Source organism: Stenotrophomonas sp. YJH_SMC_138, from assembly GCF_059369855.1.
The window spans coordinates 58434-79296 of sequence record NZ_JCAFTB010000001.1 but is presented as its reverse complement, the minus strand read 5'-3'; the positions used below and the strand labels follow the sequence as shown (position 1 = coordinate 79296).

Annotated in this window: 23 protein-coding genes; 12 read left to right on the top strand and 11 right to left on the bottom strand. The window is 68.7% G+C overall.

Annotation, left to right across the window (positions count from 1 at the left end):
* Positions 1–36: 36 nt before the first annotated feature.
* Positions 37–1212, bottom strand: coding sequence for a thiolase family protein (locus AC5P7I_RS00390; RefSeq protein WP_014647981.1), 1176 nt, complete (start codon positions 1210–1212; stop codon positions 37–39).
* Between the two features lie 182 nt (positions 1213–1394).
* On the opposite strand from AC5P7I_RS00390, the gene AC5P7I_RS00385 reads away from it, so the two are divergent.
* Positions 1395–4238, top strand: a complete 2844-nt coding sequence (locus AC5P7I_RS00385) for an autotransporter serine protease (protein ID WP_049404702.1) — start codon at positions 1395–1397, stop codon at positions 4236–4238.
* Between the two features lie 47 nt (positions 4239–4285).
* Here AC5P7I_RS00385 and AC5P7I_RS00380 read toward each other — a convergent pair whose 3' ends face one another.
* On the bottom strand, positions 4286–5383 hold the full coding sequence (locus AC5P7I_RS00380) for a Glu/Leu/Phe/Val dehydrogenase dimerization domain-containing protein (protein ID WP_008264553.1): 1098 nt from the start codon (positions 5381–5383) through the stop codon (positions 4286–4288).
* A 278-nt stretch (positions 5384–5661) separates the two neighbouring features.
* Here AC5P7I_RS00380 and AC5P7I_RS00375 point away from each other — a divergent pair, with 278 nt between their 5' ends.
* The gene (locus tag AC5P7I_RS00375; RefSeq protein ID WP_262088033.1) at positions 5662–6738 is read left to right on the top strand and encodes an HDOD domain-containing protein; all 1077 of its coding nucleotides are present in this window, start codon (positions 5662–5664) and stop codon (positions 6736–6738) included.
* 3 nt (positions 6739–6741) lie between these two features.
* On the opposite strand, the gene AC5P7I_RS00370 is transcribed toward AC5P7I_RS00375, so the two are convergent.
* From AC5P7I_RS00370 to AC5P7I_RS00360, 3 genes are all read right to left on the bottom strand, one after another.
* Positions 6742–8334 carry a phospholipase D family protein gene (locus AC5P7I_RS00370; protein WP_049404698.1) on the bottom strand — a complete coding sequence of 531 codons (1593 nt, stop codon included), beginning with the start codon at positions 8332–8334 and terminating at the stop codon, positions 6742–6744.
* A 108-nt stretch (positions 8335–8442) separates the two neighbouring features.
* The gene (locus AC5P7I_RS00365) at positions 8443–9141 is read right to left on the bottom strand and encodes an RNA pseudouridine synthase (RefSeq protein ID WP_032958643.1); all 699 of its coding nucleotides are present in this window, start codon (positions 9139–9141) and stop codon (positions 8443–8445) included.
* Between the two features lie 47 nt (positions 9142–9188).
* Positions 9189–9689, bottom strand: a complete 501-nt coding sequence (locus AC5P7I_RS00360; RefSeq protein ID WP_075077039.1) for a M48 metallopeptidase family protein — start codon at positions 9687–9689, stop codon at positions 9189–9191.
* A 62-nt stretch (positions 9690–9751) separates the two neighbouring features.
* On the opposite strand from AC5P7I_RS00360, the gene AC5P7I_RS00355 reads away from it, so the two are divergent.
* Both AC5P7I_RS00355 and AC5P7I_RS00350 read left to right on the top strand, forming a co-directional pair.
* The gene (locus AC5P7I_RS00355) at positions 9752–10309 is read left to right on the top strand and encodes a DUF2058 domain-containing protein (RefSeq protein ID WP_075077038.1); all 558 of its coding nucleotides are present in this window, start codon (positions 9752–9754) and stop codon (positions 10307–10309) included.
* Between the two features lie 170 nt (positions 10310–10479).
* Positions 10480–10746 carry a DksA/TraR family C4-type zinc finger protein gene (locus tag AC5P7I_RS00350; RefSeq protein WP_075077037.1) on the top strand — a complete coding sequence of 89 codons (267 nt, stop codon included), beginning with the start codon at positions 10480–10482 and terminating at the stop codon, positions 10744–10746.
* 200 nt (positions 10747–10946) lie between these two features.
* Here the strand turns inward: AC5P7I_RS00350 and AC5P7I_RS00345 are convergent, their stop codons facing one another.
* Positions 10947–11540, bottom strand: coding sequence for a mechanosensitive ion channel family protein (locus AC5P7I_RS00345; RefSeq protein ID WP_014647973.1), 594 nt, complete (start codon positions 11538–11540; stop codon positions 10947–10949).
* 35 nt (positions 11541–11575) lie between these two features.
* The gene (locus AC5P7I_RS00340) at positions 11576–11755 is read right to left on the bottom strand and encodes a hypothetical protein (protein WP_014647972.1); all 180 of its coding nucleotides are present in this window, start codon (positions 11753–11755) and stop codon (positions 11576–11578) included.
* Between the two features lie 126 nt (positions 11756–11881).
* Between AC5P7I_RS00340 and AC5P7I_RS00335 the strand changes: the two genes are divergently transcribed.
* The 3 genes from AC5P7I_RS00335 to AC5P7I_RS00325 are packed head-to-tail and all read left to right on the top strand — an operon-like array spanning position 11882 to position 13883.
* The gene (locus AC5P7I_RS00335) at positions 11882–12460 is read left to right on the top strand and encodes an RNA polymerase sigma factor (RefSeq protein ID WP_032958649.1); all 579 of its coding nucleotides are present in this window, start codon (positions 11882–11884) and stop codon (positions 12458–12460) included.
* On the top strand, positions 12457–12990 hold the full coding sequence (locus AC5P7I_RS00330) for a hypothetical protein (protein ID WP_046431913.1): 534 nt from the start codon (positions 12457–12459) through the stop codon (positions 12988–12990). Before AC5P7I_RS00335 ends, AC5P7I_RS00330 begins: the two co-directional genes overlap by 4 nt.
* An 11-nt stretch (positions 12991–13001) precedes the next feature.
* Positions 13002–13883 carry a DUF4097 family beta strand repeat-containing protein gene (locus AC5P7I_RS00325; RefSeq protein WP_032958651.1) on the top strand — a complete coding sequence of 294 codons (882 nt, stop codon included), beginning with the start codon at positions 13002–13004 and terminating at the stop codon, positions 13881–13883.
* Positions 13884–13932: 49 nt separating this feature from the next.
* Here AC5P7I_RS00325 and AC5P7I_RS00320 read toward each other — a convergent pair whose 3' ends face one another.
* The 3 genes from AC5P7I_RS00320 to AC5P7I_RS00310 all read right to left on the bottom strand — a co-directional run bounded on the left by AC5P7I_RS00320 (position 13933) and on the right by AC5P7I_RS00310 (position 16011).
* Positions 13933–14115 carry a hypothetical protein gene (locus tag AC5P7I_RS00320; RefSeq protein ID WP_005410566.1) on the bottom strand — a complete coding sequence of 61 codons (183 nt, stop codon included), beginning with the start codon at positions 14113–14115 and terminating at the stop codon, positions 13933–13935.
* 11 nt (positions 14116–14126) lie between these two features.
* Positions 14127–14420 (bottom strand): YkgJ family cysteine cluster protein, encoded by a 294-nt coding sequence (locus tag AC5P7I_RS00315; protein ID WP_053462562.1) that lies wholly within the window; start codon positions 14418–14420, stop codon positions 14127–14129.
* Positions 14421–14649: 229 nt separating this feature from the next.
* On the bottom strand, positions 14650–16011 hold the full coding sequence (locus tag AC5P7I_RS00310; protein WP_495222135.1) for an Hsp70 family protein: 1362 nt from the start codon (positions 16009–16011) through the stop codon (positions 14650–14652).
* A 192-nt stretch (positions 16012–16203) separates the two neighbouring features.
* On the opposite strand from AC5P7I_RS00310, the gene AC5P7I_RS00305 reads away from it, so the two are divergent.
* Positions 16204–16539, top strand: coding sequence for a zinc ribbon domain-containing protein YjdM (locus AC5P7I_RS00305; RefSeq protein ID WP_049442344.1), 336 nt, complete (start codon positions 16204–16206; stop codon positions 16537–16539).
* A gap of 7 nt (positions 16540–16546) precedes the next feature.
* Here the strand turns inward: AC5P7I_RS00305 and AC5P7I_RS00300 are convergent, their stop codons facing one another.
* Positions 16547–17698, bottom strand: coding sequence for a tetratricopeptide repeat protein (locus AC5P7I_RS00300; protein ID WP_262088032.1), 1152 nt, complete (start codon positions 17696–17698; stop codon positions 16547–16549).
* Between the two features lie 229 nt (positions 17699–17927).
* Between AC5P7I_RS00300 and AC5P7I_RS00295 the strand changes: the two genes are divergently transcribed.
* The 4 genes from AC5P7I_RS00295 (at position 17928) to AC5P7I_RS00280 (ending at position 20792) form a co-directional block, all read left to right on the top strand.
* The gene (locus tag AC5P7I_RS00295) at positions 17928–18530 is read left to right on the top strand and encodes an HD domain-containing protein (protein ID WP_014647966.1); all 603 of its coding nucleotides are present in this window, start codon (positions 17928–17930) and stop codon (positions 18528–18530) included.
* A 49-nt stretch (positions 18531–18579) separates the two neighbouring features.
* Complete coding sequence (locus AC5P7I_RS00290; RefSeq protein WP_032958663.1) at positions 18580–18753, top strand: oxidoreductase-like domain-containing protein; 174 nt, start codon at positions 18580–18582, stop codon at positions 18751–18753.
* Positions 18750–19367: a DUF998 domain-containing protein gene (locus tag AC5P7I_RS00285; RefSeq protein WP_262088031.1), complete on the top strand. Its 618-nt coding sequence runs from the start codon at positions 18750–18752 to the stop codon at positions 19365–19367. Before AC5P7I_RS00290 ends, AC5P7I_RS00285 begins: the two co-directional genes overlap by 4 nt.
* Before the next feature lie 78 nt (positions 19368–19445).
* Entirely contained in the window at positions 19446–20792 is a 1347-nt protein-coding gene (locus tag AC5P7I_RS00280; protein ID WP_032958666.1) for a virulence factor family protein, read from the top strand.
* Positions 20793–20863: the final 71 nt, after the last annotated feature.

The window sequence follows — 20863 nt, the reverse complement described above, 5'->3', positions numbered from 1 at the left end:
CCGCATTCATTTTTGCGAAATCATCGTTAAATCTTTTTAAATCAATTCGATGGCGATTGCCGTTGCTTCGCCGCCACCGATGCACAGGGTGGCAATGCCGCGCTTGCCACCGCGCGTGCGCAGGGCGTTGACCAGGGTCACCACCAGGCGTGCACCGGAGGCACCGATGGGATGACCCAGCGCGCAGGCACCGCCATTCACGTTCAGCTTGTCGTGCGGGATGCCCAGCTCACGCATCGGCGCCATTGCCACCACGGCAAAGGCCTCGTTGATCTCGAACAGGTCGATCTGGTCCAGCGACCAGCCGGTCTTGGCCAGCAGCGTGTGGATCGCGCCGATCGGGGCGGTGGTGAACCACTCCGGTTCCTGCGAATGGGTGGCGTGGCCGACGATGCGGGCCAGCGGAGTGATGCCACGGGCGGCCGCGTCTTCCTCGGTCAGCAGGACCACCGCGGCGGCGCCGTCGGAGATGCTGGAGGAACTGGCGGCGGTGACGCTGCCGTCCTTCTTGAAGGCCGGACGCAGGGTCGGGATCTTGGCGATATCCGAGCGCCCCGGCTGCTCGTCGGTGGCGACCTCGACGTCACCCTTGCGGGTGGCTACCTTCACCGCGACGATCTCGTCGGCGAACGCACCGTTGGCCTGTGCGGCCTGCGCGCGCTTGACCGATTCGATCGCGTAGGCGTCCTGCTCCTCGCGGCTGAACTGGTACTTGTCCACGGCGCATTCGGCGAATTCGCCCATGGCCTTGCCGTCATAGGCGTTGACCAGGCCGTCGTGGGCCATGTGGTCGACCGCCTGGAAGTTGCCGAAGCGGTTGCCGGTACGGGAGTTCGGCAGCAGGTGCGGGGCGTTGGACATCGATTCCATGCCACCGGCGACCACGATGCTGGCCGAACCGGCCTTGATCAGGTCATGGCCGAGCATGATGGTCTTCATGCCCGAGCCGCACACCTTGTTGAGGGTGGTGGCGCCGGTCGACAGCGGAATGCCGGCGGCGATCGCCGCCTGGCGGGCGGGCGCCTGGCCGAGGTTGGCCGGCAGCACGCAGCCCATGAGGACCTCGGAGACGTCGCTGGCCGGTACGCCCGACTGTTCCAGGGCGGCAGCGATGGCGGCCGCGCCGAGGGTGGGGGTCGGCACGCCGTTGAACTGGCCGAGGAAGGAGCCGATGGCGGTGCGCTTGGCGGCGGCGATGACGATGTTGGACATGGCAATCTCGTTGATGCGTAAGCAATGTTCGGAAAGGAGACCGCGGACGTTGGAAGCGCCCCGGTTTCCCGGCAGACTGCGTGGGGGTCGGCCCAAGTATAGAGGGTCGGGGAGGGCCGCCGCTGGGCGGCACCGCACGCCTGCCGGGATGTAGGCAGGTCAACGTTCATGGGAAGGAATCGATGGAACGCACGACGATGGTTAGGTCCGCGCTGGCAACGGCGCTGGCGATGGCAATGACGGCATGTGGCGGCGGCGGAGGCGGCGGCAATGTCCGCATCGATCCCCCTCCGACCACCCCCACACCCCCAACGACGCCCCCTCCGACGGCACCGCCTCCGGCCAAGCCGCAGGAACCGGCCTTCGACGCGCACCTGTCAGTGACCAATGCGCGTGCCGCACAGGCCGTCGGCCTGACCGGGCAGGGCGTGCGCATCGGCATCGTCGACTCGGGCGTGCAGCGCAACGCAGCGGCATTGAACGGGCGGGTGGTGGGCAACCTCAACTACATCGATCCGGCGCGCAACAACCTGCTGGTGGACGACGTGGTGGGCCACGGCACGGCGGTAGCCAGCCTGGCCGCCGGCGCGCCGGTGGGAACCTGGCCGGGCGGCATCGCCCCCGGTGCGCAGATCGTTTCGGCGCGGATCATCGCCGACAAGCCGCCGGTCGATGACGGCAGCGGCAAGGGCAATTCCTTCAGCGGTCCGCTGGGCGTGGCGCAGGTCCACCAGGACCTGATCAGCTACAACGTGAAGGTGATGAACAACTCGTGGGGCGGCCTGTACTGGACCGACCTGCCGACCACCGCGCAGGTGGCGGCCGAGTACCGTCCGTTCGTCATCAACCATGGCGGCCTGGTGGTGTTCGCGGCCGGCAACGATGCGCGCACCGAACCGAGCAGCCTGGCCGCCCTGCCCAGCCAGCTGGGCGTTGCCGGCTCGCTGCCGGCGGCCGACCTGGAGCGCGGTTGGCTGGTGGCGACCGCAGTGGATCCCTATGCACCGGGCACGCTGGCCAGCTACGCCAATGCCTGCGGGCAGGCGGCGCGCTATTGCCTGGCGGCGCCGGGCAGCGCGGTCTATCCCGATGCCAATGGCAGCACCTACTACTGGAACTACGGGACGTCCTTCGCCGCCCCGTTGATCTCCGGCGCCGCCGCGCTGGTCTGGCAGCGCTACCCGTACTTCGACAACAACCTGGTGCGGCAGACCCTGCTGGGCACGGCCAAGGACATCGGCGCGCCCGGCGTGGATGCGGTGTTCGGCTACGGCCTGCTCGACATCTCGCGGGCGATCAAGGGCCCGGGCCGCTTCGACTGGGGTGATGTAGTGGCCAATGTCGATGCGCCATCGAGCGGCTCGCTGTGGAGCAACGACATCGTCGGCAGCGGCGGCCTGGTCAAGCAGGGCGGGGGCACCCTGGTGCTCGCAGGCAACAACAGCTACAGCGGCGCCACCCGCATCGAACGCGGCATCCTGTCGCTGCAGAACGGCGGTGTCATCCGTTCCAACGTGACCATCCTTGGCCAGCCCGACCCGGATTCGACCGGCCTGCAGTTCAATGGCGGCACGCCGCGCGTGATCGGCAACGTGGTCAACGGCAGCAGCGTGTTCCTGACCACCGGCAGCACCACCGGCACCATCGAGGGCAACTACACGCAGCAGGCGGGTGGCCAGTTGATGATCGCGCTCGGTGCCAATGCGCTGCAGGTGACCGGCACGGCCTCGATCAATGGTGGCGTGCGCGTGCATGGCTTCGTCTCCGGCTACGTGCCGCAGAACGGCAGCCGCCAGGACCTGGTCCATGCGGCCGGTGGCCTGAGCGGCACCTTCAGCAGCCCGGCCTCCTCCAGCGGCCTGCAGGGCCTGTCGCTGCTGCAGAGCAGCTATGGCTATGACAGCAACACTGCCTGGTTGAACCTGACCCAGGTGAGCGTGACGGCGGCGGCGACCGGGCTCGCGGCCTCGGCGCAGTCCGCGGCGCAACGACTGGAAGGTGCGTTCAGCGCCCTCGATGGCAGTCCTGCGCTGCAGGGCTCGGCCTTCGGCACGGCGGCCGGTGCGCTGCAGTGGACCGGCGGTGGCAGCGAGGGCCTGGCAGCCAGCCTGCAGAGCCTGTCCGGGCAGGCGCATGCGCGGGCCGAGTCGGCCACCTTCGACAGCATCGACATGTCGCGCCGTGCGATCGCCGAGCGCTTCGATCGCGTGCAGGCGGCGCCGCGCCTGCGCGGGGCCTGGCAGAGCGCGCTCGGTGAGGCCGGGCAGGGCAGTTTTGCCGGCAATGCCGCCGACAGCCGTGGCTGGATGGCCGGCCAGGACCTGCCGCTGGGCAGCAATGGGCTGATGGGCGTGGCCTTTGGCGAGACCCGCAGCAATGGTGGCAGCAGCTTCGGCGGCGATCGTGGGCGTGATCGCCAGGCGCAGGCACAGTTGTACGCCGGTTGGAACCTGGGCCGGGGCTATGCGCTGGCGCAGGTCGGCAGCGGCCAGTTCACCCGTGCGCTGGATCGCCAGTTGCTGCTGGGCGCCGGTGCCTATGGTGTTTCCGCACGTTACGGCGGACGCTTCAGCAGTGCCAGCGTCGAAGGCGGCTATCGTTTTGGCCGCGCGGGCGCGTCGTTGACACCGTATCTGGGTGCCAGCACCACGCGCGTGGATACCGATGCCTTCAATGAGCTGGGTGGTTTCGGCTTCGGCCTGCGTGGCGACGCCAACCGCGTGCAGCGCAGCCAGATGCTGGCCGGTATCCGCGGCGAGCGCGGCTGGGGGCGCTGGACGCTGCGCGGGCACGCCGAGTGGCAGCAACGGCTCGACGGTGCCGATGCGGACTGGCAGGCCAGCTTCGTTGGTGTCGATGCCTGGGCACCCCTGGCGGGATGGGACGCACCGCGTGGCAGTGCGCTGTTCGGCGTGGCGCTGGAGTCGTGGTGGGGCCGCAATGGCCGCCTGAGCCTGGGCTTCGACCAGCGCGTCGGTGGCGAGGGCGCGCGCCAGGCGGCGCTGCGCTACAGCACCGGGTTCTGAGCGGGAGGTCGCGCCGGGACGTCAGCTCCGGCGCGACATCGGCAGGCTCAGCCGCCGCGCAGGTTGCCCAGGCGCGGGGTGCTGCGGCCCAGCGGCATCTTCAGCTTGCCGATCGACAGGATGCGGCTTTCGGCGATGCGGTCGGCCGCACGCTGCGGCGCGATGTTCTCGCGCTGCGACAGTTCGAAGATGCGGGTGAGGTTGTGATAGATGCTGCGGATCAGGCGCATCGCGCGTTCGCGGTTGTAGCCATCGATCTCCAGCGACACGTTCATCACGCCGCCAGCGTTGACCGCATAGTCCGGCGCATACAGGATGCCGCGCGCATGCAGTTCATCGCCGATTTCCAGGCTCGACAGCTGGTTGTTGGCGGTACCGCAGATGATCTTGGCCTTGATCCGCGGCAGGGTGTCGGCGTTGATGGCGCCTTCCAGCGCGCACGGTGCGAACACGTCGGCGTTCACTTCGTGGATCTCGTCGGGCTTGACCGCTTCGGCGCCGAAATCGCTGACCGCGCGATCAACCAGTGCGCTGTCCAGGTCGGTGACATACAGCTTGGCACCGCGGTCGCGCAGCAGTTTCACCAGCTCCATGCCGATGTGGCCCAGGCCCTGCACCGCGATGCTGGTCTTGCCCACTTCCTCGTGGCCGAACTTGAAGCGCATCGCCGCCATCAGCGCCTGCAGCGCACCGTAGGCGGTGAACGGGGCCGGATCGCCGGAGCCGCCATGGACCTGGTGCACGCCGGTCACGAACTGGCTCTCCAGGTAGATGTTCTCCATGTCGTTGACGTCGGTGCCGACGTCTTCGGCGGTGATGTAGCGGCCGCCCAGCGAGTCGACGTAACGGCCGAAGGCGCGGAACAGCACCTCGGTCTTGTCCACCTTCGGGTCGCCGATGATCACCGCCTTGCCGCCACCGACGTTGAGGCCGGCCAGCGCATTCTTGTAGGTCATCGTCCGGCTCAGCCGCAGCACGTCGGCCAGTGCCTCGTCGGTGCTGGCGTAGGGGCGCATGCGCACGCCGCCCAGGGCCGGGCCCAGGGTGGTGTTGTGAATGGCGATGATCGCCTTCAGGCCGGCATCGTGGTTGTGGCAGAACACCACTTGTTCGTGGCCGGTGGTGGCGAGGGTTTCGAATAGCATGGCGTCTCCGATGGCGCGAACAGCGGCGAACTGCAGCGAACGGCCAGTGAACGGTAGGGTCCCAAAACAAAAAAAGCGACGTCGTCATGGCTGGGGGACGGGTCGCGCGGCGCCATTCTAGTCCATTCGCCCGGCCGTTGCCGTCGACGTCGGCGGCCGCCAGGTTAAAGAAGATGAAAGTGCGGCCGATGCTGCGACGACGGCGGGTGGCCGGATGGGCGTGAAGAGGCAGGGCGGTCAGTGACGGCAGGGGCATCACAACGACAGGGCGGGCGGCGATGACAGCGGCATGGTGGCGATCGCTGCGCGGCTGGCTGACACGTTCGACCGGGGCGGCACCGGCGCGGCTGGTTGCCGCATCCCGCCAGGCGGTGGCCGCCGCAGCCGCAAGCCTGCAGGGCGAGGCGCTGCCGTCGCCGGAGATCGCCGCTCACCTGCAACGTGGGCTGCATGCGCTTGCGTTGTACCCACGGCTGGCCGGCGAGCCAACGCCGGTGCAGGACCCAGGCCTGGGCGAGGCGGTGGCGCGCGCGCTGCAGGACCGCGACTGGGCGGCCAGGCAGTTGCCCCGCCGGCCGCAGCTGCTGCCGCAGCTGATCCAGACCGTCAACGACGATGCCGCCTCGGCCCGGGTGATGGCCGCGATCATCGGCCAGGACCCGGTGCTGACCGGCAACCTGCTGCGCATCGCCAACAGCCCGGCCTACAAGGTCCACGAGCGCCCGGTAGAGAGCCTGCAGCGGGCGGTGACCCTGGTCGGCACCGAGGGCGTGCGCCAGATCATCAGTGCGGTACTGGTGCAGCCGGTGATGCAGGTGCAATGCGAGGTGTTCCCGCAGTTCAGCGCGATCATCTGGGAGCACGCACTGCTGGCATCGCGTGCAGCGGCCGACCACGCACGCACGGTCACCTTCGGCGATGCCTTCGCCGCGCAGTGGCTGGGCCTGGTGCAGGGGCTGGGTGCGGCGCTGGTGATGCGCCAGCTGCTGCAGGAGGCACAGGCCCGTGGCGAGCCCGTGGAGCCGGCGTTGGCCCTGCAGCTGTTGCAGCAGTGGTCGTTGCCGCTGGCGCAGCGGGTCGCTGCCGCATGGGAGTTGCCTGAGCCGGTTCACCAGGCCTTGGCGGTGGATGCGGAAGGACCGTTGGCCGACAGCCTGCGCCTGGCCAGCGCGGCCGCAGCGGCCAGCCTGTTGTGTCGCCATGGGCATGCCAGCCAGAGCCGCATGCTGGCCCTGCTGGAGCAGCTGCCTTCGGCACCGCCGCATGCATTGCGCTGGATCTGGCGGCGCCTGCATGGGCGCAACGTGGAAACGCTGGACGAGGCCGGACAGGATGAGGCCACTCCGGCGTCCTGAGCGCTACAGCTGCGATTCCACCGGCAGCCAGCTGATCACCCGCGACAACCAGCGCTTGCGCGCCGTTGCCCCTGGCTCGGCCTCCACCCAGTGCGGTGGCGGTTCGCGCTCCAGCCAGCGCAACCGGCGGCGGTCGTCCAGTGCCAGCCACCAGCTGTGCCTGGGGTCAGCCAGGCGCAGGTATTCGTCCCGCAGCTGTGTACCCAGCACCGGATCGTCGAACAGCACACCCATTTCAGTGTTCAGGTAGGCCGAGCGCGGGTCCAGGTTGAAGGAGCCGACGAAACCGCGGCGGTCATCGATCAGGAATGCCTTGGTGTGCAGGCTCGCGCCGCTGCTGCCGAACACGCCGGCATCGCCCGACTGACCCTGTGCCTTCAGCTCGTACAGGTGGACGCCGGCTTCCAGCAGTGGCACGCGGTAGCCCATGTAGCCCCCGTGCACGGCGGCGACGTCGTTGGCGGCCAGCGAGTTGGTGACCACGCCCACCTGCACGCCCCGCCCGGCCATTGCCGAAAAGCCATCGAGGCCCTCGTTGCCGGGCACGAAGTAGGGCGAGATCAACAGGGCCTTGTGCCGGGCGGCCTGCAGCTCGCTGATCAGGGTCGACACCAGCCAGGTGGCGCGATCATCCCTGCGGTGCTTCATCGGCGGGTCCGACACGATGCGCACGGCACCGCTCCAGTGCAACGGCTCGGGGCTCGGGCGCTGCCGCTGGCGTGATTCGGCCACGCGCGCAAGGTAGGGGCGGGCCACGTCCCGCTGCGCCTCGTGGTCCGATTCGCGCACCAGCAGGCGCAGTTGTGCGTCGGTATGGAAGGCAAGCGCGGATACCGGGATGGCGGTTTCGCTGTTCCAGTAGTCGTCGAAGATCCGGTTGGCCTGCTCCACGGCGGGGCCGGCGACCAGCAGGTCCAGATCCTGGAAGTTCACGTCGGTGCGCGCGCTGAAGTACTCCTCGCCGATGTTGCGGCCACCGACGATTGCGACGCGGCCATCGGCGATCCAGCTCTTGTTGTGCATGCGGTGGTTCACGCTGAAGAAGCGCTGCACCATCTCCACCATGCGCAGGATGCCGGTCCGGTTGCGGAACGGGTTGTACAGGCGGATCTCGATGTTCGGATGGGCATCGAGCGCCATCATCAGCGCGTCCTTGTCCTTGGCATTCATGTCATCGAGCAGGATGCGCACGCGCACGCCGCGCTCGGCGGCGTCGTACAGCGCCTTGGCCATCAGGTGGCCGATCAGGTCGTCGTGCCAGATGTAGTACTGCAGGTCCAGGCTGCGGCCGGCCTGGGTGGTGATCATCGCGCGGGCGGCGAAGGCATCCATGCCATCGCTGAGGAAGGCCACGCCCGACTGGCCGGGATGGGCCGCCTGCAGCGGCACGATCTGCTGGTCGATGCGGGTCTGTGCCGGCTGCAGCGGCAGCACGTGCGAAGGCGCGCCATGCGCCTGCGGCGTGAGATGGTCGGCCAGCAGCAGCCCGGACAGGACCAGCAGCACCAGCACGGCGAGGATGATCGCAGCAACACGCAGCAGGCGTCGCCACAGCGGCTTGGGCAGGCTCATGCCCCGATGGTAGAGCCACGCCATGCGTGAAGGAATGCCTGCAGGATCGATACGGGGTCAGAGCCCTTGCCTTCGGCACGGGATCCGACCCCCGGATCCCTTTCCACGGGAAAGGGCCCTGACCCGCACACCTCAGAACCGCTCGTCGCTGCCCAGGTAGCGCCACTGCCCCGGCGGCAGCGGCCCCAGCGCCACGCGTCCGATACGCAGGCGGCGCACGGCCGTGACCTGCAGGCCGGCGGCGCTGACCGCCACACGCAGCCCCTTGGCCGTCAGACCCTTGCCGGCGAAGCGCAGGCGCTGCTCGCTCTGCCAGCTGACCTTGGCGCCGCCCGATTCCTGCTGCAGCCGCGCCATCAGCCACGGCCCGCGCTCGGGACCGCCTTCGGCCACTTCGATCAGGTATTCCTGCTCGGTACGGCCCAGGTTGCGCTGCAGGTGGGCCAGCGTGGCCGGATCCTGGCTGACCACCACCAGCCCGCTGTCGCTGGCCGGCAGCGAGGCGGCCAGCTGCAGGCCGTGGAAGTGACGCTGCAACGGACGGATGTCGCTGGCATCAAGTTCGCTGCGGCTGTCACTGCTGACCAGGGCACACAGGGTTTCGGCGGCGACACCGGCCGGCTTGTGCAGCAGCATGCTGACCCGCTCGGCCTTTTCATCGCTGGCCTGTTCGGCCACCACGATCACCGCGCTGTCATCGACCGGGCGCTGCGGCTGTTCCACCACGTCGCCGTTGACCGTGACCCAGCCGCCTTCGATGTAGCGCCGCGCTTCGCCGCGCGGGATGCCGAGCAGGGCGGACAGGCGTTTGTCGAGACGGATCGGTTCCATGGCAGGCAGGTCGGGCAGGGGGCGCGCAGTGTAGCTGCTGCGGCCGGTCAGCGCTGGCCGCGGTTGGCCAGCTCGGTCAGGTACAGGCGGGTATCGAACTCCAGCTGCAGGTAGTCCGGCTCCATGTGCTGGCACAGCTGGTAGAAGGCCTTGTTGTGGTCGGCTTCCTTCAGGTGGGCCAGCTCATGCACCACGATCATGCGCAGGAACGCCGCGGGTGCCTGGCGGAACACGGTCGCGATGCGGATCTCGCGGCTGGCCTTGAGGCGGCCGCCGTGCACGCGGGAGATGGCGGTGTGGGTGCCCAGCGCGTGCTTGATCACTTCCAGCGTATTGTCGTAGCAGACCTTGTTGAGCGGCACCGACTTGCGCAGGTAACGGTCCTTCAGCTCCTGGGTGTACTCGTACAGCTGCCGGTCGCTGCGCACCTCGTGCGGGTCGGGGTAGCGCTGCTGCAGCCAGGGGCCGAGCCTGCCCTGCGCCAGCAGCTCGCTGACCTGGGCAACCAGGGGTTCGGGATAACCGGTGAGGTACTTCAGGACTGCCATGCAGGGCCGGCGGGGCGTCGGTAGAATGGGGCATCCAAGATTACACGCGGTACGCACCGACCATGGCAAAGCCCAACGCGCTGCAGGAACAATTGCTCAAGGCCGGCCTGGCCAAGAAGTCGCAGGCCAGCGCCGCCGCACGCGAGCAGGCCAAGGCCCGCCAGGGCAAGGCCGAATCGACCTCGGCCGAGGTCCAGCGCGAGGCTGAACGTGCCCGCGCCGAGAAGGTCGAGCGCGACCGCGCACTGGCCGCCGAACGCAATGCCCAGGCCAGGCAGGCTGAACAGAAGGCCCAGGCCAGGCAGATCATCACGGCCCATGCCGTAACCCACAAGGGCGACGACGAGTACCGCTTCAGCGATGGCGCGGCGATCCGTACCCTGCTGATCGACCCCAAGCTGCGCAAGGCGCTGTCGGTGGGCGTGCTGGTCATCGTCGCCCACGGCGAGGGCTATGCGTTGCTGCCCCGCGCTGCCGCCGAAAAGGTGCGTGAACGCGCACCCGAAGCAATCATCGTCGACCACGGCCAGCCGGGCTCGACCGCCGAGATCTCCACCGGCAACGCAGAGGACGACGCCTATTACGCGCAGTTCCAGGTGCCCGACGACCTGGTCTGGTAAGCAAAAAGGGGACGGAGGGGATTAAGTCGCAATCGGCCTGATCGGATCCGTCGGCGTTCTGTTTGGCATCCTGAAGAGCAGCCGAGCATGGCTCGGCTCCACATGAAGGCCTTCCCTTTTGCCGGGGTGTATCGTCCCCATATCGGGCGACACACCTGCGGAGGATAGCCATGGCCACCGGTTGGGCAGGAGACGGCGCGGTCCAGGACCAGATCGACGCCACTGTCGATGATGCGATCGCCCGCGCGCGGCGACAGCTGCGCGACGGCCCCGGCCTGGACCACTGTGAGGAATGCGACGCGCCGATCCCGTTGGCGCGGCGCCAGGCTGTGCCTGGTGTGCGGTTGTGCGTTGCGTGCCAGCAGGCGCGGGACGACGAAGACCAGGCGCATGCCGGGTACAACCGGCGTGGCAGCAAGGACAGCCAGCTGAGGTAAACGGGTGTTTTATTGCAGGGCTGCGCCCTGCACCTGCTGAAGCAACGTCAACATCAAAGGCGCCATCCATGGCGCTCACTGATCTGGCCCCCCTCAACCGGACCCACACCGCCCCGCCATCCCACGGAATGCCGCTCTTGATCTTGCTTCGGCTTCGGCCTCTGCAGGTGCAGGGCGCAGCCCTGCCGAAAACTCCACCCTCAACCGTCGCCCTGGATGCCGCCGGGGGCCTGCGCCGGGTCACGCCAGCGCCGTACCGTGCGCTGGAAGAACAGGTTGTTCGGCAGCTGCAGCACCGTGCCCTCGTGGCCCTCGCCGGTCTCCTGCAGCGTGGTGTAGATCAGGTTCACGTCGATCACCCGGCCCTTCAGGCCCGGCTTCTCGCCGTTCTCCAGCACCTCGATGTAGTCGTGCAGGCGGAACGGGCGGGTGGTGAAGATCAGCAGCGTGCAGAAGATGTTGGACAGCACGCTCCAGGCCGCGAAGAAGGCCACCGCGCCCACGGCCGCGAAGCCGGTGAACGCGGTCCACAGCACCGAGGGCTTCGCGCCGAGCAGGCTGAGGATGTACAGCAGGGCACTGAAATAGACCACGAAACTGGTGATCCGGCGCGCGCCCATCACCATCTCGGGCGGCAACGTGTAGTGCTCGGCGAAGCGGCGGATCAGGCGCCGGGCGAGCACGCGCAGGAGCCACGCGACCAGAAGCACCCCTACGATCTGCAGGGCGACGCCGGCGTAGTTCAACCACGGGTGGGTCCAGGGCGGCAGGTGATCCTTCAGCGACAACATCATGGGGCGACAACAGGTGGCAATAACGACCTTCGATGTTACCCGGCGCGTGCCGGGGATTCGACCGCCGGGGCCCAGGCCAGGCACACCAGCGCCTGGCGGTGCTGTTGCAGGCAGGCACGGCCGTTACCGGGGTGCAGCTGCAGCGACAGGCCCAGTGCCTGCAGCACGACGCAGGCGGCGATCACCAGCAGGGCGGCGCAGGTTGGGCTGGACATGGCAGGACTCCTGGACGGCAATTTCGCGAAGGACCTTCCATGGATGCAGCAGGTGTCGAAAAGGTTGCACGGCAGTGATCGTCGTCCGGCTCTAAACCTTTTCCCGGGCCGCCGCATCCAAGCGATATGCTCGACACCACCATGCCCGCGCCGCCTGCCGCCCACGACGCCGTCGATGAACCCGCCCTGGTGCGGGCGGCCGCCGCCGGCGATACCTCGGCCTATGAACTGCTGTACCGGCGGCATGCACCGCGCGTGTTCGCCGTGCTGTGGCGGCTGTGCGGGGGCCAGCAGGCGCGTGCCGAAGACGCCTTGCAGGAAGCCTTCCTGCAGGCGTGGAAGGCGCTGCCGGGGTTCCGTTTCGAGAGCAGCCTGTCGACCTGGCTGCATCGCCTGGGCGTCAACGCTGCGCTGATGGAACTGCGTGGGCGCGCCGCCGGGCAGGACCACGACAGTCTTGATGATGTGGACGGAGGACTGCAGGAGCTGGCCGTACACGACCGCTGCGCCGGTACCGAGCGCGACCTGGAGCGCGCGCTGGCGACGCTGCCGCCGAGGGCGCGCGCGGTACTGGTGCTGCATGACATCGAGGGCTGGAAACACCAGGAGATCGCCGCGCAGCTGCAGATGGCCGTCGGCAGCTCCAAGGCACAGTTGCATCGTGCGCGCGGCCTGTTGCGCGCACGGTTGGGAGACATGACATGAGTACACACGAACACGATTCCGACCACGATCTGGTGGCCCGACTGCGCGCGCTGCCTTCCGAACGCGGCCTGCCCGCCGATGGCTGGGCGCGGTTGTCGGCGCAGCTGCCGCCGCGTGAACCACAGGCGGCGCCTGCGCCGACCGGCAACGTGGTGGTGCTGCCGGGGCGTTCGCGCCGGCGCTGGTGGTTGCCGGTGGGGGCCGCACTGGCCGCAAGCCTGGCGCTCTACGCGGTGGCGCCGTGGCGCCATGCGCAACCGGACGCGCCGGTGCCGTCTACCCTGCAACTGCAGGCCGCGGCGATGACCGAGCAGTACCAGCAGGCAGTGGCCTCGTTGCCCGCAGGCCGGGCGCCGGAATGGCAGCCGGCGCTGCACGAACTCGATGAAAGCGCGGCACAGATCCGGGCCGCGCTGGCGCAGGATCCACGCGCGCCGCATCTGCTTGGCCAGCTCAAGCGCACCTATGCGCTGCGGCTGGAATTGACCCGGCAGGCGGCCTATGCCGCCGAGTCCGGCCTGACGACCTGAGGAGACCCCCGATGACACGAACCCTGATGACCTGCTGCGCCGCGCTGTTGCTGCTGCCCGCGGTGGCCCTGGCTGACACACGGATCGACGAGCGCCACAACCTGGCCGCCGGCGGCCGCATCGAACTGAGCAACGTGGCCGGCAAAGTGAGCGTGCGTGGCTGGGACCGCAACGACGTGCAGCTCACCGGTACGCTAAGCGATGGCCTGCAGCTGCGCCAGGAGAAGAGTGCCAACCGCGTGCGCTGGGAGATCGAGTATCCGCGTCGCAACAACAACGGCGGCGCGACGCTGGTGCTGAACGTGCCGCGCTCGGTGGAACTGCTGCTGAGTACGGTCAGTGCCAGCCAGGACATCAGCGGCATCGATGTGCGCCGCCTGCAGGCCGACACGGTCAGCGGCAGCCTGAGCGCCTCCGGTCGCAGCGGCGACAGCAAGCTCAATACGGTCAGCGGCGGTGTCATCGCGCGCCTGCAGACGCCGAAGCTGGACGTGAACACGGTCAGTGGCCGCATCGAAGCCGGCGGCGGCGTGTCCGGTGACATCGGTGCACAGACGGTATCCGGCCGGGTCGAGGTCGATGCCGGGCGGGTGCAGCGGCTGGCGGTGGAAACCGTGTCGGGCAGCATCGACCTGTCGGCGGCCGGGCTGGCGCCGGGGGGCCGTATCAATGTCGAATCGGTGAGCGCGTCGGTCAACCTGCGCCTGCCACGCACGGTTTCGGCGCAGCTGTCGGTGAACAGCTTCAGCGGGTCGATCAACAGCGACGCCGGCCAGGTGGAACGGCCGCGCTACGGCCCCGGCAGCCATCTCGATACTCGGCTCGGCAATGGCGACGGTGACATCCGCATCCAGTCGCATTCGGGCAGTGTGCGGGTACGCCTGGATCGCTGAGCGCGGTCCGGCAGGCCGCGGCGGCAGCGCCGCCGCGGTCGGAGCGGGGTCAGCTGGCTTTCTTCAGCGCCCAGGTAGTGCCGAGGACTTCGATCTTGCCACCGGCCTTGCGGAACGCTGCCAGGTCCGAAGCGATCGAATCGCTGCTGACCACGGTGCTGGCGGCCGCGCCCTTGCGTTCGCTGCGGATGCTGTTGCTGGCCTTCGCGGGGGTCTTTGCCTTGCGGGGCATGGTTGCTCCTGTCAGGTGGAAGGGGAGGAAAGCGCCCAGGCATCGGCCTGGCGCAGGTAGTCCTGCCGCTCGCGGCGGCAGTCATCGCCGCCCATCGAGAACTGGCGGCAGATCGCCGGGCGCTGCGAATAGATCGTGCAGCGCAGGTGATAGGGATCGATCGCCGCGCACCAGCCTTCCTCGTTGCGCGCCATCACGGCACGGCCGTGGGTGTCGCGTGACAGGAACTGGCCGGGCACGTGGTCGCCGGGCTGCAGCAGCACGGGCAACCGGCAACAGACCGCGTCACAACGGCGGCAGTCGATGGGTGCAGGTGCTGCGTCAGGTTGTAAGGCCTCAGGGGCCTGGCGGGTGCCCAAAGCGGGTCTCAATGGCGGCTCAGGTGCTGCGCGGACCATGAACGAGCCAGGAAGGCATGGCCGCTAGGCCCGCTGGGCGGGCCAGGCTGCACCGTGGACACACACCGGCATGGCCGGTGGAAGGGGCAGCAGGGTTCTAGCCGACCAAGAGTAACTTAGACCGCGTAACGTTTTGTTAATCCTGGCTGGCTGCCGCCAGCGCAAGGCCCTGGACCACGCCCAGCGAGGGCTCGCCGTGGACCATGCGGGCGCCCGGGAAGGCGGCCGCCACCGCCTGGCGCAGGTAGCCGGCGCGGGACATGCCACCGGTCAGGAACACGGCATCCGGGTCGCCGCCGATGTCGCTGCGGACCTGGGCCAGCAGCTCGCGGATCTGCTCCAGGTAGCCATGGGCGGCGGCGGCCAGGCCGTCGGCGCTGCTGTCGGCATGCAGGTCGCGGGCGATGTAGTCCAGCGTGCTGCGGTGCTCGCTGGCAGCGCTGAGGGCGATCTTGGCGCGTTCCACGTCACGGTACAGGCGGGCGGTGTTGCCGGTGTCCTGCAGGGCCTGCAGGCGGCCGCCCCAGGGCGCGTCGACATGGTCGTACTTGTGCAGGCGGAATTCGCGCTGGCGGGTCATGTCCTGCACGGTGGCCGCTTCCACGTAGTGGTGGGCCGGTACGCGGGTGATGCCGCGGCCGAACAGCGGCATGTAGCTGGACAGGCTCAGCGCCAGGTCGATGTCGGTACCGCCGCGGGCGATACCCCAGGCGCGGTGGATGCGCGGGGCGTCGTCGCCGCCGACTTCGGCATGGGCGATGTCGGTGGTGCCGCCGCCGATATCGACGATCACCGCCTGGTGCCGCTCGCGGCTTTCGGCGTGGTAATGCATGGCCGCCGCGGCTGGCTCCTCGAGGAAATCAACCTGGTCGAAGCCGGCCTGGGTGGCCGCTTCACGCAGGATGTCCAGCGCCTGGTCGTTGCCGGCTGCGCCGATCGAACTGCGGAACTGCACCGGGCGCCCGAGCAGGGCGGCGCGCAGCGGCCGGCCGAGCTGGGCACTGGCGGTCAGGCGGATGTGTTCGAGGATGTGCGCGGCGATGCCGGTGATGGTCTGCTTCGCGCGCGGGTGCAGGTTGTAGCCGAGCATCGACTTCGGGCTCTGCACCAGGTTGCCTTCGTGTTCCTCGAAATAGGCTTCCAGCGCTTCGTCGCCGTAGACCGCGTTCTGCAGCAGGTCGTTGGCGCTGCGTTCCTTGCCGGCGCGGGCTTCCATCCATTCCCGGCGCAGCGCGCGCAGGGCTTCGCGGCGCAGCGCCTGCGGCGTGCGTTCCTGGCCGGCGGCGCGCGCCGCGCGCGCGGCGCTGTCGATCATCTGCTGCAGCTGGTGTTCCTGGCCGTCGTCGAGCTGGAAGTCGTCCGGGTCGGGCACCACGCCGGGGAAGTACACACTGGTGCGGAACTGCTCGGCGTCGCCGAAGCGGATCGGCAGCAGTGTTCCCTCATGCACGATGGCGGCGGCGGAGTTGCTGGTACCGAAGTCGATGCCGAGGCGCATGGGAAGTTCCGGGGGCGATCAGGGGCCGCGCACTCTGCTGCAGTTCGCCGCCGACTGCAAGTTCCTACGGCCTCCCATTCCGTATCGGGAGGCCGGATCGGGTCAAGCCGGGAGCCGGGCGCCGCCCGGAAAAGGGCAGGCGAGCCGGGCGGTTACAATGGCGGCTGTTGATTCACTTTGAGGTACTTGCTGATGTCTTCTGCCCCCGCCTGCCCGCAGTGCACCCTGGAAAACACCTATGCCGATGGCGCGCTGTGGATCTGCGCCGACTGCGGCTTCGAGTGGACCGCCGAGGAAAGTGCCGGTTCGACCCTGGTCGTGCGTGACAGCAACGGCAATACCCTGCAGGCCGGTGACACCGTCACCGTGATCAAGGACCTGAAGGTGAAGGGTTCCTCGATCCCGCTCAAGCAGGGCACCGTGATCCGCAACATCCGCCTGGTCGAGGACGATGCCGAGCACATCGAAGGCAACTCGGAGAAGATCAAGGGCCTGGTCCTGAAGACCTGCTTCCTCAAGAAGGCCTGACCGGCCTTCAGCGCCTGGCCTGCTGCTGTGCGCGCCAGCGGGCCAGGCTGTCCAGCTTGGCCTGGTAGCGCGCCTGCTGCGGGGCACCGCCCAGCGCCTGCGCGCGCAGCAGTTCACGATCGGCGCGCCTGAGCTGGCCGGCCAGGAAATAGGCCCGCGCCAGCCCGAAGTGGAACTGGTGTGCGGTGTCGTACAGGCGCACGGCCTGCCGGTAATAGCGGATCGCCTGATCCAGTCGGCCGGCGCGTTCGGCCTCGGCGCCGAGCATGTACTGCGCGAACGGATCCTCGCGCTGCACCGACTGCAGGCGCTGCTCCAGCGCCTGCGCCTGCATGACCATGCCCAGCTTCCGGTACAGCGCGCTGGCGTTGGTCAGTGCAGCGTCCTGGCGGCCGTCCAGTCGCAGCGCCGTTTCCAATGCCCGGCGCGCGGCGGCGGTATCGCCCGTACGGTTTTCCAGCACGCCCAGGTTGTTCCAGGTGGCGGCGAAGCTGTTGTCCTGTGCCAGCGCGGCATTGAAGAAGGTGCGTGCACCCACCAGATCGCCGCTGGCCATGCGTTCGGCGCCGCGGTTGTTGTAGAAGTGTGCCAGTGCCCGTGCCTGGCTGATCGGCAGCGGCCCGCGGCGGTCGTACAGCACGTTGCGATCCAGATCGACGGTGGCGAAGCGGCCGGCGAAGCCGACCCCGGCATTGACGTGGCCGACGCTGTAGACCAGGCCCTGGGCCTGGTCCTGGTACCACGACACGACCTGGCCGACTTCCTGCACGCGTGCCTGGATGCCGGCTTCGCGTGCCAGCGCGACGAACATCAGGGTAAAGGCCAGGCAGTTGGCGCGCCGCTGCTGCCAGATCTCGCTGACGGTGAAGGTCGCATCGGCGTCGTACTGCAGGTCCAGGCCGTGGCGGTTGAAGATCATCTCCACCAGCGCCTGCAGGCGCTGCTCGTGGGAGTAACTGTGATTGATCACCTGCGTGCGCAGCATGTCGCGCATCGCCGGTGGAATCGCGAACACCTGCTGCGGCGTCGGCATCGCCGGAGTGGCGGTGCTGGCAACGGCCAGCGGCGCGGCCGTTCCCGGATGATCCTGTGCGATCGCGGACGGCGCTGCCAATGCGGCCAGTGCGAGCAGAACGAATCGGGCGGCAGGACGGTACATGACGGCTCCCGGCAGCGGCGGGCGCTCCCGCCTGAGGCGAGTGTAGACCTGTGCGCGCACCGCTGCAGCGACCGTTGGTCGGTCCGCACGTTCATCCACAACCGGTGTGGACCAGCGCTCGGGAAAGCTGTGGACAACCGCGTTGCGGCCTAGTGCGAAGGGCGTTGTGAGGACGTGGTGAAAAAAGCGACAGCTTGCCCGTCAACCGCGCAGGCGGGATGATCCGGGCATGGACTTTTCCCCGCTGACGCTCGCTCCGGCGCAGTGGCAGGCGCTGCAGGACAGCTATGCAACGCCACCACGCGCCTATCATCACTTCGGCCACGTGCGCGCGGTGCTGCAGCACTGCCAGGAGGTTGCCGACGGCCCCGGCTGGCAGCAGCCGGCCGAGGTCTACCTGGCCGTGCTCTACCACGATGCGATCTACGTGGCGGGGCGAAAGGACAACGAAGCACGTTCGGCGCAGATGGCCCTGCAGGCGATCACGCAGGCGCCGGAACTCGCCGCTGTCGATGCCGCCCGGGTCGAGCAGCTGATCCTGCTGACCGCCCGCCATGGCGCGCTCGGCCCGGACGATGTCGATGCCGAGGCCGCGCTGTTCCTGGACTGCGACATGGCGATCCTGGCCGCGCCGGAACCGGTGTTCACCGCCTATGACCGGGGCGTGGCCGAAGAGTACAAGGGCGTGGTGCCGGGCTTCCTGTATCGCGCTGGCCGCCGCCGTTTCCTGCAGGGCCTGCTGCGCGCACCGCGCATCTTCCTCAGCGAGTTCTTCCACCAGCGCCTCGACGCGGCCGCGCGCGACAACCTGCGGCGGCAGCTGGGTCGCTGAGCCAGCCCGCTACACTGGGGCCCGTTTCCACCGATTGCCGCTTCCAACCGTGTCCGTCCCTGATCCCGATCCCCGTCCGCTGCCGCCGGAAGAGCCCGGTCCCAACGAATGCTGTGGCAGCGGTTGCCCGCTGTGCGTGCTGGACCTGTATGCCGACGAGCTGCAGCGCTATCGCAAGGCGTTGGCCGAATGGCAGGCGCGGCACCCGGAGGCCTCCGCATGAGCCGCGCGCGTCCGGCGGCGCTGCTGGCGCTGGCAGCCCTGGTTCTGTTCCTGGTTACCGCGCTGTGGACCCAGTTCACACGCACCGACCTGGACTGGGTGCGGGCCACGCTCAGCCTCTACCTGCACGGGCCGTGGGGGCTGGCGTTGCGTGCGGCGTACTGCCTGCTGGCACTGGCGATCACCCTGCTCGGCATCGCCCTTTATCGCGGCAGCATCGGCCCGCGGCGCAGCGCGGCGGCGCCGCTGCTGTTCACGGTCTCGGCGCTGGGCCTGGCCACGGTCGCCATCGGTGACAGCTGGCTGCCCGAAGCAACCCCGCTGCTGGCACCGTTCATCCACGGGTTGGCGGCCAACACTGCGTTCCTGTGTGCCAGCGTCGGCATGCTGCTGCAGGCCTGGTACCTGCGCCGCGAACCGGGCTGGCAATCCGCCGCCGGCCTGCTCTGGGTCTGGGCCTGGCTGGCCTTCGTGCTGCTGTGGCTGCACGTGCTGTGGCGTGGCGGGCCGCCGCGCGGGCTGGGGCAGAAAGCGGTGATCGTGGTGATCGTGGGCTGGCTGCTGTATCTGGCGCTGGCGCTGTATCGGCGCAGTCGTCGCGCCGCAGCCTGCTGAAACCCCAACGGCCTGCACCGGTACGTGCCGTGCACGTGGAGGCAGCGTATCGTGTGCGCATTCCATCGGGGCTGCGATATGAAGCGTGCAGGGCTGGGCAGGGTAATGGGCGTGGTGCTGGCGCTGGCCGCACTGCCGGCAACCGCGGCAGCGACCGTGCAGCAGTTCAGCCACGGGCGGTTCGAACAGATTCCGGTGCATATGCCGGCCGGTACCCCGCAGCGGGTGGTGATCTGGTTCCACGAACCGACTCCCGGTGGCGATACCAGCCGTCTGCCGATCGAGGCCCTGCGTGCCGACGGTGCGATGGTCGCCGCCGTGGACATCGCGCACCTGCGCGGCGTGCTCAAGCGCGAAGGCAACCCGACCTGTTCGTTCGGTTCCGGCGATGTCGAGAATTTCTCGCGCTGGCTGCAGGCCTCGCTGCATCTGCCCGGGTACCACCTGCCGCTGGTCGGCGGCGATGGCGAAGGCGCTGAAATGGCCTATGCGCTGGCTGCGCAGGCCGATACGCAGGTGTTCGCCGGCCTGCTCACCACTGGTTTCTGCCCGGACCACAACCACGAGCGCATGGTCTGCGGCGATGGCGTGAAGCGCAACACGCTGCAACCCGCCGAACTGAACTTCCCGTGGTTGAGTGCAGCCGGTGATCACGGCTGCAAGGCGGGCGAGGCCAGCGGTTTCGTGCAGCAGGTGGCGATGGCGCGCGAGTTCAAGCGCACGGCGCGTGGTGATGCCTCACCGGGCCTGGTGGCTGCAGCGCGGGTGATGGGTGCGCAGGCAGGCGTCAGCCTGGCACCGCCGCCGGCCGCGCTGAAGGGCCTGCCGGTGGTGGAAGTACCGTCGACCGGCAACGGCGACACGCTGGCCGTGTTCGTCTCCGGTGATGGTGGCTGGGCCGGCCTGGACAAGGACGTGGCGTCGTCGCTCAACGAGCACGGCGTGGCCGTGGTCGGCATCGACTCGCTGCGCTACTTCTGGAGCGAGCGCACGCCGAAGGGCTTCGCTGCTGACCTGCAGAAGATCATCGATCACTACCGCCAGCAGTGGCACCGCGACAAGGTGATGCTGATCGGTTTCTCGCAGGGGGCCGACGTGCTGCCGGCGACCATCAACCAGCTCGATGCCGATACCCGTGCAGCGCTGGATCGCATCGTGCTGCTGTCGGTAGGCAAGAAGGCCGACTTCGAGTTCCACGTCAGCAACTGGCTGGGCGGCGGCGGCGACGGCCTGCCGATCGCGCCGGAAGTGGCCAGACTGCCGGCGGAGAAAACGCTGTGCGTGTACGGCGACAAGGATGAGGACGCACTGTGCCCGGACCTGCCGGCCAATGACGGTGTGAAGAAGGTGAAGCTGCCGGGTGACCACCATTTCGGTGGTGACTATGATCGGCTGGCCGAGGTGATCCTCAAGGGCGGTATGTAGCGCTTGGTAGACGCCGACCTTGGTCGGCGCTGGGGCTGAGGGCGCCTTGGGGATGAGCGTGTCGACCAAGG